The sequence below is a fragment of the Mycobacterium sp. TH-M103 genome, from assembly GCF_057473785.1.
Genome location: NZ_JBYCLG010000178.1, coordinates 1 through 11,314 on the forward strand (window position 1 = coordinate 1; position 11,314 = coordinate 11,314).

Here is an 11,314-nt window from a genome sequence, read left to right on the forward strand (position 1 = left end):
ACGTCGCGCGACGCGACGGCCGCCGGCTCGCGAGACTAGTTGCGCGGCAGACCGAGCACTCGTTCGGCGATGATGTTGCGCTGGATCTCCGACGTGCCGCCGGCAATGGTTGCGGCGAACGAGCGCGCGTAGCGGTCGAACCAGCCGCGGTAGTGGCTGTCCAGGTTCAGCGGCGCGAACGGGGCGGTGACCGCGCGGGCCGCCAGCCCGTCGGGTCCCGCGGCGTGCAACGCGTCCTCGCCGGCGCGCTGCAGGGCCTCCGAGCCCAGGAGCTTGAGCACCGACTGGGCGGGGACGTCTTCCTCGCCGCGCGCGGCGCGCGCCAGGGCCGCCGAGCCCAGCAGCCGCAGCGCGTAGGCATCCATCACGAGGGTGGCGTAGCCATCCCGCTGCAGCGGCCCCGCGGGGCTGAAATCGATTGTCATCTCGTGCAAAAGGTCGACGTATCCCATCCAGAGCATGACGCGTTCGTGGCCCAGGGAACCGGTTGCCACCCGCCAGCCCTCGTTGAGCCCACCCACCAGATTCTCGGCCGGCACGCGCGCGTCGGTGAAGAACACCTCGTTGAAGTCGAACTCGTCGCCGTCACACATCGACGCGAACGGGCGGCGCACCACACCCGGGGTGTCGGTCGGGATCAGCAGCACGCTGATGCCCTTGTGCTTGGGCGCGTTCGGATCGGTCCGTACGAACGCCAGCAGCACGTCGGCGTCGTGGGCGCCCGATGTCCACACCTTCTGCCCGTTGACCACGAAATGGTCGCCGTCCAGCACGGCCCGCGTCTTCAGCGACGCCAGGTCCGATCCCGCCCCGGGTTCGCTCATGCCCAGCGACGCGGTGATCTCGGCACGCAGGATGGGTACGGCCCACCGCCGCTGCTGCTCCGGGGTGCCGAACGACAGCAACGACGCCGCGACGATGCCCACGCCCTGCGGGTTGAAGCTCTGGTAGATGCGCCGCCGACCGAGTTCCTCCCGGTAGACGTATTGCTGCAACAAGGTGGCGTTGCGGCCCCCGAACTCCGGCGCATTGCCGGGCAGCAGCCACCCGTTGTCGAACAGCAGCCGCTGCCAGCGGCGCGCCCACTCGGGGATGTGCGAACTGGACCGCGGACGCTCGAACGCCTCGGCGTCCGAGGGCAGATGCGCGTCCAGGAAGGCCACGAATTCGGCGCGGAAGGCCTCGACGTCGGCGTCGAAAGTCAGCTGCACAACACTCCCCGGGGATTATGGCGGTCGCAGAAAACCGGTAGATCAAGGTTTCCACCTACCCGGCGGTAGCCTCTTGACGATTCCGCTTCCAAAGATACGACTGAGAGAATACTATTCTCGTTGATAGGAAGTTACAATCTCCGACACGTCTTCCGTGAGGGGGTCGAGCGCAGCGATGTCACGGCGTTCTCCGGTAGAGTCCAATCATGTTCTCCCCCCGCGGCAATCGTCCGAGCCGCCCGTGACCAGCCCGAGCGAAGAACCGGCCTGGAAGCAGCGGGCCGTCGAGCGGTCGATCAAAACCGCGAAACTGCGTGCGGCGCAGCGTGTTCAGCGCTTCCTTGACGCCGCGCAGGCGATCATCATCGAAAAGGGCAGCACGGACTTTACCGTCCAGGAGGTCGTGGACCGGTCGCGCCAGTCGCTGCGCAGCTTCTACCTGCAGTTCGACGGGAAGCACGAGTTGCTGCTCGCGCTGTTCGAGGACGCGTTGAGCCGGTCGGCCGAACAGATCCGCGCCGCCACGGAAAGCCACACCGACCCGCTAGAGCGGCTCAAGGTGGCGGTCGAGCTGTTGTACGAGGCCTCGCGTCCCGACCCGACGGCCAAGCGCCCCCTGTTCACCGACTTTGCTCCACGGTTGCTGGTGACACATCCGGCAGAGGTCAAGGTCGCCCACGCGCCGTTGCTCGCGTTGCTGACCGAGCTCATGGAAGCCGCCTGCGACGCAGGCAAGTTGCGCACCGGCATCAATCCCAAGCGGATGGCCGCGATGACCATGCAGACCGTCATGTTCATCGCACAATCCAGCGGCGGTTCCGACGACGCGACGACCCACCCCATCACCGCCGACGAGGTATGGGACTTCTGCTCGCGCGGCTTCGTCGGCTGACGCCGGCCCCTCATCACACCTGACGATGTGAGCACATCGCGAACGAAATTTGCGTTGCGAGAATATGGTTCTCTAATATTCAGAACCACAAATATCAGAAATGAGTCCGTCATTGACACCCGCTGGGGGCGATGACAGAGTTCAGGTGCGGCACGATGCGATCCCGGGGGAAGGAATCGAGGCAGACATGGCTGGACGTGTTGAGGGCAAAGTCGCTTTCGTCACCGGTGCGGCGCGCGGCCAGGGCCGCAGTCACGCGGTGCGGTTGGCGCAGGAAGGCGCCGACATCATCGCCGTCGACATCTGCAAGCCCATCCGCGACGGCGTCACCGACACCGCGATCCCGGCGTCCACGCCCGAGGACCTCGCGGAGACCGCCGACCTGGTCAAGGGCCACAACCGCCGGATCGTCACGGCCGAGGTCGACGTTCGCGACTACGACGCGCTGAAGGCCGCGGTGGACGGCGGCGTCGAGCAACTCGGCCGGCTCGACATCATCGTGGCCAACGCCGGGATCGGCAATGGCGGCGACACGCTGGACAAGACCAGCGAAGAAGACTGGACCGAGATGATCGACATCAACCTGGCCGGGGTGTGGAAGACCGTGAAAGCCGGTGTGCCGCATCTGTTGTCCGGGGGGCGTGGCGGTTCGATCGTGTTGACCAGCTCCGTGGGCGGGCTCAAGGCCTACCCGCACACCGGTCACTACGTCGCCGCCAAGCACGGGGTCGTGGGACTGATGCGGGCATTCGCGGTGGAGTTGGGGCAGCACATGATCCGCGTCAACTCCGTGCACCCGACCCACGTCAAGACTCCGATGCTGCACAACGAGGGCACCTTCAAGATGTTCCGCCCCGACCTGGAGAACCCGGGTCCCGACGACATGGCGCCGATCTGCCAGATGTTCCACATGATGCCGATCCCGTGGGTGGAGCCGGTGGACATCAGCAATGCGGTGCTGTTCCTGGCCTCCGACGAAGCCCGCTACGTCACCGGCGTGACCCTGCCCGTCGATGCGGGTGGCTGCCTGAAATAGGGCCGGCGCTCACCGTCCGTCCGGTGCCCGCTAGATTCGCCGAGATGGACGTTCTGCAGGGCATCTCTCGCACTTTTCCTGCGAAATGTCGATGTGACGGATGTCGGTGAGGTCGATGTGGCGATGAATGGATTCGAAGGGCGTAAGGCCGTCGTCACGGGCGGCGCGAGCGGGATCGGGTTGGCGACGGCGATCGAGTTCGCCCGCCGGGGCGCCGGCGTCGTGCTCGCCGACGTCGACAAACCCGCGCTGGAGCAGGCGGTGGCGCGGCTGCGCGGCGAAGGATTCGAGGCCCACGGCATCACGTGCGACGTCCGCCACCTCGACGCGATGGTGAATCTCGCCGACGAGGCGTTCCGCCTCCTCGGCGGCGTCGACGTCGTGTTCAGCAACGCCGGCATCGTGGTCGCGGGACCGCTCGCGCAGATGAGCCACGACGACTGGCACTGGGTGATCGACATCGACCTGTGGGGCTCCATCCACGCCGTGGAGGCGTTCCTGCCGAGGCTGATCGAGCAGGGCACGGGCGGACACATCGCCTTCACCGCATCCTTCGCCGGCCTGGTCCCCAACGCGGGTCTGGGAGCGTACGGGGTCGCCAAGTACGGCGTCGTCGGCCTGGCCGAAACGCTGGCCCGCGAGGTCAAGCCCAACGGGATCGGTGTCTCGGTGTTGTGCCCGATGGTCGTGGAGACCAAGCTGGTCGCCAACTCCGAACGCATCCGCGGCGCGGACCATGCGATGTCGTCGTCCCCGGAGGCGACGCTGCCCGTGGAGGACGACACCCTGGGCGTCGAGGACATCGCGCGGCTGACGGCCGACGGGATCGCGGCGAACCGCCTGTACATCCTGCCGCACGGGGCCGCCCGCGCGTCCATCCGCCGCAGGTTCGAGCGCATCGACCGCACCTTCGACGAACAGGCCGCGGAAGGCTGGCGGCACTAGCCCGATTGCCCGACTCCTCCCCGGGCTGCGCCAGCCCGCATCGTCGTCGGGCTAACCCGATTGCCCGACTCCTCCTCGGGCTGCGCCAGCCCGCATCGTCGTCGGGCTAACCCGATCGCCCGGCGGCCCCAGGCGGTAGTCGCCGGTCTGCGGGTCGTGGTACCAGCCGCCGGCGGCGTGGGTGCCGCCGTCGACGTGCAGTGTCTGCCCGGTCAGGTAGGCCGACATGTCCGAGGCCAGAAAGACTGCGGCGCCGGCGATTTCGTCGACGTGGCCGGGCCGCCCCAGCGGGACGATGTTGCCCGTCCTGGCCAGGGCCGCGTCACCGCCGAGGCGTGCCAATCCTTCGGTGAGCGTGATGTCGGGGGCGATCGCGTTGACCCGGATCCCGTGCGGCGCCAGCTCCAGCGCCGCGGTTTGGGTGTAGTTGATGACGCCCGCCTTGGCCGCCGCGTACGCCGCGTAGCCCGGTGCGGCGCGCACGCCCTCGATCGAGGTCACCGAGATGACGCTGCCGGGCAGCCCCGCCGACACCAGCCGCCGAGCGACCCGCTGCGTGCACAGCAGCACGTGCCGCAGGTTGGCCTTGTAGAGTGCGTCCCAACCGTTTTCGCTGGTTTCCAGCAGCGGTGAGGAGAACACGCCACCGGCGTTGTTCACCAGGATGGTCACGGGCCCGAGTTCGTCGGTCGTGCGCTGCAGCGCGGCGTCGACCTGTTCGCCGTCCCGGACGTCGGTCTCGACGCCCAGCGCGCCAAGCGATTCCGCCGCCTGCGCACAGGTTTGGGGGTCGCGTTCCCAGATGGCGACCGACGCGCCGAACGCGGCCATGCCGGCCGCGATGCCGCGTCCGATACCGGCTCCCCCGCCGGTTACCACCGCGACGCGGCCGGTGAGCAGGATGTCCGAGGGATCGATCGCCATAGCGGCTAGCCCCCCGCGCCCATCGCGGGTGCCCCGCCGATCACGCCGTCGGCCTCCAACCCGGCGATCTCCGAGTCGGTCAGGCCCAGCTCCGCCAGCAGTTCCCGGTTGTGCTGACCCAGCAGCGGCGCATGAGCGGTGTGCAACCTCTCAGGCCCGGCGGAGAACCTCATCGGCACGGTGCTGAGCCTAGCCGGACCCTTCACCGGGTGGTCGACCTCTTCGAAGAAGCCGCGGAATCCCAGCTGCTCGAGCTCCGTCTGGCGATGGGGTTGCATGACCTTGGCCACCGGCACACCGGCCTCCCACAACGTCGCCACGATGTCGTCGCGGCTGCGGTCGGCGCACCATGCGGCCAGCTGTCCGTCGACGAAATCGTGGTGGGCGCGCCGCCCCGCCGCCGTCGTCAGCTTCGGATCGGTTGCCCACGAAGGTGATCCGATGGCGCCGCACAGTTTCAGCCACTGCTCGTCGGTGGCCACGGCGATTGCGACCCAACTGTCGGGGCGCCCGAACTCGTCGATGTCGGCGGCGCGGTAGAGGTTCTGCGGCGCCGCCGTCGGTCCCCGGTTACCCGCGCGTTCCAGCAGCGCCCCGTACGCGGAGTGTTCGATGATCTGCTCGGCGGCGACGCTGAGCGCGGCATCCACCATCGCCGCCTCCACCAGCACGCCCTGGCCGGTGCGGCGGCGGTGCTCGAGCGCCAGCAGCAGCGCATTGAGGGAATGCATGCCCGCGTTGGGGTCACCGACCGAATAGGGATCGTAGGGGGTGCGGTCCGGATAGCCCGTCATCCAGCTCACGCCGGCCGCGGACTCGATGACATAGGCGAACGCCGGCTTGTCACGCCAGGGGCCGTCCAGGCCGAACCCGGGCATGCGCACCATGACGACGTCGGGCTTGATCGACTGGACCGCGGCGAAGTCCAGGCCGAGCTGGTCGAGCACCCGCGGCGTGAAGTTCTCCGCGATCACGTCGCAGGTTGCGACGAGCCGGCACAGCAACTCCCGCCCGCGCGCGCTCTGCAGGTCCAGCGTGAGCCCCTTCTTGTTGGTGTTCAACGCCGCGAAGATCGGGGACTGCTCCCACCATTGGTTTTCGGTGACCGGCACCCCGGCGATCAGCCGGGTGCCGTCGGGCCGGCGGGTGGATTCCACGTGAATCACCTCGGCGCCGAGCATGGCCAGGAAGTGCGTGCAGCAGGGGCCCGCCCAGAACGTCGTCAGGTCCAGCACCCGAAGCCCGCTGAGGGGCAGCCGGCGTGCCGGCGCGGTGGGCGTGGGGCGCGGGGCCGGTTCGGCGGATCGGTAGCGTGCCGTGTGCTCGCCCAGTCGCGGCGCCGGTTGGGGCGGGCGGAGCCGTGCGGGGCGCATGCGGTAGGGGTGGGCCGGCTGCAGGAACCCGTCGCGCGGGTTGGGCACGAACGAGCCGCGCTCCCGGAAGTGTTCCAGCGCGGCCATGTTCGCGCCGTTGGCGACCGGCGCGTTGGGGATCCGGAAGGCCGTGGCGAGTTCCAGGATGTCGTCGACGGTGTTGGTCTCGAACCACGCGTAGATGTCGTCGGCGTGCAGGGTCGCCTGCTCGGTGATGGTGAGGGGCGACGCCTCGTCGATCCACTCGGGGTGGCCGACCATCGCGCACAGGTCGAACCACTGCTGCGCCGTCCCGCAGCCGACGTCCACGAGTCCGTCCTTGGCGCGCGCCACCCCCGGGACGGTGACGCGCCGCGCGTCTCGCCATGGCCGCCCCAGCATTTCGAAGTAGGTGACGGGATAGTAGGTCAGCCCGAGGATCTGGGCCTCCAGCATCGACAGGTCGAGCAGCTGGCCGGCGCCGCAGTGTCGCGTGGCCAGCAGCGCCGCACTCGCATACACCCCGGCCAGATACTCCCCGACCTGTCCGCCGACGAACACCGGTGCGCGGTCCGGCTCGCCGCGCCCGAGGCCGACGATTCCGCCCGACCATGCCTGCAGCGTGAATTCGGTCGCTACCCGGTCCCGCCAGGGGCCCTCGAGGCCGAAGGGCGTGATCGACAGGACCGTCAGGTGGGGGTGGCGGAGATGGATCGCCGCGGGGCTGAAGTCTTGGCTGTCGGCAACTTTCGATCCGGCCGACCAGACCACCGCGTCGGCGGCCGCCAGCAGCCGGTCGACGAGTTCGACGTCGTCCCGGCCGGCGGGATCGGCGACCACGCTGTGTTTCGACCCGGCCAGGAAGGCGAACAGCGCGCCGTCACCGCCGGGTGGGATGACCGCGCCCGAGGACGACCAGGATCGCAGCGGATCACCTTCCGGCGATTCGACTTTGACGACGTCGGCGCCGCCGTCGGCGAGCAGCTTCGTGCAGTAGGCGCCCGCGATGCCCGAGGACAGCTCCACCACCGTGTAGCCCGCCAGCGGCGGTTCGGTATCAGCTTGCGCCACTACTGCTTCCGCTTCCGCGGGGCATTCTTCTTGGCGCCCGCCTTCATGCGCCCGCTCTTGCTCAGACGCCAGTCCGGGGGGAACCTGCCGTCGTTGTCGTTGACCGCATCGCCCAGACCTCGTGCGAGGGCACCGTCGAGTGTGAACTCGTCGTCGGCGTCGGGGCGGACCAGCCCGCCCATCGACTCGAAGACGCCGCTGAGCATGCTACCCATGTACTCGCCCTGGAACTGCTTCATGATCTCGAAGAAGACCTTCTGCATGAACACCGTGTCGGTGGAGCGGTTGCGCGCGCACGCCAGCGCGTACTTCTCCACCTCCGCCTCGAGTTCGGCCCTGGGGACCACGCTGTTGAGGAAGTTGCAGTCGTACATCTCCTCGGCGGTGAAAGCCCTTCCGGTGAAGACCATTTCCTGGAACTTCCGGATCCCCATGGTCTGCGCCCACCACCACATCCGCGGGCCCCACCCGTAGTAGCGGAACGACGGGTGCCCGAACAGGGCGTCGTCGCTGGCGATCACCAGGTCCGCGTCGGCGGCCTGATAGAAGTGCCAGCCGTAGCAGTAGCCCTTGACCTCGAGGATGCTGATCTTCTTGAAGTCCTGCAGGCCGCGTATCCCGGAGTTGGGGTTGGCATACCACTGGCCGAGAGTGGCGCCGCGCCGCAACGATCCCTGCGGGGGGGTACCTGACCTCGTCGGCGCCGAGCCGGAACTCGGCGAGACGCGGGCCCTGGTCCTCGGACCTCTGCGCCGACATGGCCTCGGGGAGATCCGCGCCGGAGCCCAGGTCCTCCCCCGCTCCCCGCACCACCAGCACCTTGACGTCGTCGTCGATGGACGCCCGGTGCAAGAGGTCGGCGTAGCGCACCCGGGCCGCGATGGTCGGCGCGTTGAGATGGTCGGGCCGGTCGAAGGTGATCGTGGCGATGCGGGTCTTGGCGTCCTTGCGGTAGCGGATGATCTTGTCGGCCGGCGGGCCGGGCTTGGCGGCCATCGCTATTCGCGCCAGGACGGGCTCGAGGTCAGCACCTCGTGGCCGTCGTCGGTGATCAGCACGGCTTCGCGCCCGAACACCGCCCCGACCCCCTGTTCCCAGACGTAACCCGTCACGGCCAGCACCATTCCCGGCTCCAGGTGTTCGCGGGTCGCGGTTTCGGGTAGGTGCGGGGAGACGACGGGCGGATCGAATCCCATGCCCAGCCCTCGCGCGACCGGCATGGGCGGCGCCTGCTCGCCCGCGGCCCGATAGGCCGCCAGCAGTTCGGCGGCCCCCGCCCCCGGCCGACACGCCGCTAACAGCTTGTCCCACAGCCGTTCCGAACGCCGGCGCAACGGCCCGGCGTCGCCGGCAGCCCCTGCGGGCCAGGTTCGCCCCACCTCGCCCATGTAGCCGCCGGCGAGCACGCCGGCCGAGAACGCCACCAGGTCGCCGTCGTTCACGCGGCCATCGCCACCGACCCGCCGCCACGGGTGATCACGCGACGTCGCCCAGGCGAATTCCTGGTTCGCGGGGGTCGCCACGCCGCCGCCCGCCATGGCTTCCAGCATGACGCCGGCCAGGGTCTGTTCGCGCACTCCCGGGTGCAGCTCGGCCACCGCGGCGGCCAAACCCGACTCGGCCTTGGCGATCGCCTCCCGCACCGCGGCCACCTCCTCGGCGGTCTTGATCCGCCGGGCGGCGCGCATGGCGAGCTCGCCGTCGACCAACGTCGCGTTGGGAAACGCCGTCGGCAGCAGCTGCGCGAAAGCCGGTGACAGCGCGTCGGTGCCGACGCGGCGCGCGGTGGCCGCACCGTCGATGCGCCGCAGCACCGCCATGGTGTTCGCCGGATTCCACGAGATGCCGTACAGGTTCTCGTGGGGGATGTCGTCGGGGACGCCTTCGTCCCAGGTGCTCAGCAGGTGAACGGCGCCGGTCGCGCGCACCAGCACACACGACGGGCCGAAGGGCCGGGTCCCGGCGACCCACAGCTGCGGTGTGCCGGTGACGTAGCGGACGTTGGCCTGCCGGCCGAGGACCAGGACGTCGAGGTCGTGTGCCGCCATCTGGTCCAGCACTCGCCGGCGGCGCCCCGAGCGCAGCGCGCGCTCGTCGGGGCAGACTTCAACCGACATGGGGGCCATAGGGGGTGTAGGGGTAGTCGGTCAAGCGGATCGAACCCTCCTCGGTGATCACCACGACCTCTTCGCTGCGGTAGCCGCCGGTGCCGTCTTCCCACACCACGGGCTCGAGCACCAGCACCATGCCGGACTGCAGGACGAAGTCGTCATCGAATTCCTGCCCGAGATCGGTTCCGATCATGGGCATTTCGGCCGCGTTCACGCCGATCCCGTGGCCGAGGTAGAAGTGGGGCAGCCAGGGCCGGGTGCCGCCGTTGGCCGCGGTGGCGGCCCTGCCGAGATCGCCGGCGGTCGCGCCGGCCCGGGCCACCCCCTCGACGGCGGTCATGATCTGCTGCCATTTCTCGAACTGCGCCTGCTGGCGTGGCGTGGGTGCGCGACCGACGATCCAGGTCCGCCCGAAGTCGGAGCAGTAGCCACGGTAGGTGATGCTGACGTCGGTCCACAGCACGTCGCCCTCGGCCAGCTCACGCTCCGTGGTCAGCAGCGGCAGTGCCAGATCGCCGTGTGTGGTCCACACGCCCTCGGCCTTGCTGTGCGGCATCACCTGCCAGATCGGCTCCAGCATGCTGGCCATCGCCCCGAGCTCGAAGGCCCGCCGCAAAAAGCGCGCCGACAGCTCGATTTGGCGGATGCCGGGGGCCAGCGACTTGTGGACGTCGACCATCGCCTCGTCGGTGATCCGGACCGCGGTGCGGATGCAGGCCAGTTCGTCCGGGGTCTTGACCACCTTGGCGGCACCGACGATCGCGGCGGCGTCGGCGGGAGCGCCGCCGCCGAACAACGACTTCCCGGCACGCGACATGGCCCCGGTGCACTCGTCGACGGCGATCACGGCCCCGGCCGGCACCAGGTCGGCCAGTTGACGCGCGAAAGTGGCGACGCCCTCGTCGAATTCGAGGTAGACAGGGCCGTGGAGGTGGTCGGCGGGCAACTCCGACTCGTGCGCGACGCCCTCCCGGTACGGCAGGAACAGATGCGGCCACTCGTCGTCGGCGAGGACCACGGCCAGCGGCCGCTCGACATAGGACAACCCGGCGTCGCCGAGCGGCCAGCTGGTCCCCGTGGCATAGACCACCGTGTTGTTGCCGAGCAACACCATCGCGTCCACACCGCGTTCGGTCATCGCCGAGCGCAGGCGCGCCCCGGTCTCCCGGCGCAGGCGGGCGAAGTCGGGGGTGTCGGGGATGGCCAGGCCCGCGCCGGCAGGGGCGAGCGTCGTCACTCCAGCCCCAGGAATCGGGTGACGTTGCCGCTGACGATCTTCGCCGCGTCAGCCGGCCCGACCGCGTCGACGACCGCCGCCAGGGATTTCTCCGAATAGCCGTAGGTGCTCTCGTTGTGCGGGTAGTCGCTGGACCACATCACCTTGTCGACGCCGATCTTGTCGATCAGCTGCAGACCCAGCGGGTCGACCATGAACGACGCCATCATGTGCGTGTCCCAGTAGTACCGCACGTCGTGCTGCAGCGGCCGGTTGAACATGTGCCGGTAGGAGGCCACCAGGTGCTCGGCGTCCTGCAGCGCCCACGGCACCCACGCGATCCCGCCCTCGAACCAGCCGATCCGCAGGCCCGGGTGGTCATCGAGGATGCCGCCGAAGATGTACTTGGAGAACGTCTCCCGGAATCCGTCGATGTTGATCATCATCCCCACGACGACGCTGTTGAACTCGCACGGGCTCTTCGGCGGGGTTTCGCCGATGTGGTGGGTGAGCGGCAGCCCGGCGGCTTCGATCTCGTCCCACACGGCCCGCATGG

9 protein-coding genes and 1 pseudogene are annotated in these 11,314 nt (G+C 69.1%); 3 read left to right on the plus strand and 7 right to left on the minus strand.

The window, feature by feature from the left end; all coding sequences use genetic code 11:
* Positions 1 to 35: 35 nt before the first annotated feature.
* Complete coding sequence (locus tag AC2VOR_RS09755; RefSeq protein WP_486963693.1) at positions 36 to 1,211, minus strand: acyl-CoA dehydrogenase family protein; 1,176 nt, start codon at positions 1,209 to 1,211, stop codon at positions 36 to 38.
* A 241-nt stretch (positions 1,212 to 1,452) separates the two neighbouring features.
* Between AC2VOR_RS09755 and AC2VOR_RS09760 the strand changes: the two genes are divergently transcribed.
* The 3 genes from AC2VOR_RS09760 to AC2VOR_RS09770 all read left to right on the plus strand — a co-directional run bounded on the left by AC2VOR_RS09760 (position 1,453) and on the right by AC2VOR_RS09770 (position 4,084).
* Positions 1,453 to 2,103, plus strand: a complete 651-nt coding sequence (locus AC2VOR_RS09760) for a TetR/AcrR family transcriptional regulator (protein ID WP_369737009.1) — start codon at positions 1,453 to 1,455, stop codon at positions 2,101 to 2,103.
* Between the two features lie 187 nt (positions 2,104 to 2,290).
* On the plus strand, positions 2,291 to 3,139 hold the full coding sequence (locus AC2VOR_RS09765) for a mycofactocin-coupled SDR family oxidoreductase (protein WP_486963694.1): 849 nt from the start codon (positions 2,291 to 2,293) through the stop codon (positions 3,137 to 3,139).
* A 123-nt stretch (positions 3,140 to 3,262) separates the two neighbouring features.
* Positions 3,263 to 4,084 carry an SDR family NAD(P)-dependent oxidoreductase gene (locus AC2VOR_RS09770; protein WP_486963697.1) on the plus strand — a complete coding sequence of 274 codons (822 nt, stop codon included), beginning with the start codon at positions 3,263 to 3,265 and terminating at the stop codon, positions 4,082 to 4,084.
* Positions 4,085 to 4,135: 51 nt separating this feature from the next.
* Here AC2VOR_RS09770 and AC2VOR_RS09775 read toward each other — a convergent pair whose 3' ends face one another.
* From AC2VOR_RS09775 to AC2VOR_RS09800, 6 genes and pseudogenes are all read right to left on the minus strand, one after another.
* Complete coding sequence (locus AC2VOR_RS09775; protein ID WP_369737008.1) at positions 4,136 to 5,008, minus strand: SDR family NAD(P)-dependent oxidoreductase; 873 nt, start codon at positions 5,006 to 5,008, stop codon at positions 4,136 to 4,138.
* A 5-nt stretch (positions 5,009 to 5,013) separates the two neighbouring features.
* Positions 5,014 to 7,431, minus strand: coding sequence for a CaiB/BaiF CoA transferase family protein (locus tag AC2VOR_RS09780; protein ID WP_369737007.1), 2,418 nt, complete (start codon positions 7,429 to 7,431; stop codon positions 5,014 to 5,016).
* Positions 7,431 to 8,427: pseudogene (locus AC2VOR_RS09785) on the minus strand (enoyl-CoA hydratase/isomerase family protein). The gene AC2VOR_RS09780 and the pseudogene AC2VOR_RS09785 overlap by 1 nt, the downstream one beginning before the upstream one ends.
* A 2-nt stretch (positions 8,428 to 8,429) precedes the next feature.
* Complete coding sequence (locus tag AC2VOR_RS09790; protein WP_369737005.1) at positions 8,430 to 9,548, minus strand: M24 family metallopeptidase; 1,119 nt, start codon at positions 9,546 to 9,548, stop codon at positions 8,430 to 8,432.
* Complete coding sequence (locus AC2VOR_RS09795; protein ID WP_486963695.1) at positions 9,538 to 10,779, minus strand: M24 family metallopeptidase; 1,242 nt, start codon at positions 10,777 to 10,779, stop codon at positions 9,538 to 9,540. Before AC2VOR_RS09795 ends, AC2VOR_RS09790 begins: the two co-directional genes overlap by 11 nt.
* Positions 10,776 to 11,314, minus strand: a 539-nt coding sequence (locus AC2VOR_RS09800) for an amidohydrolase family protein (protein ID WP_486963696.1), incomplete at its 5' end; no start/stop codon positions are given. The genes AC2VOR_RS09800 and AC2VOR_RS09795, both read right to left, overlap by 4 nt.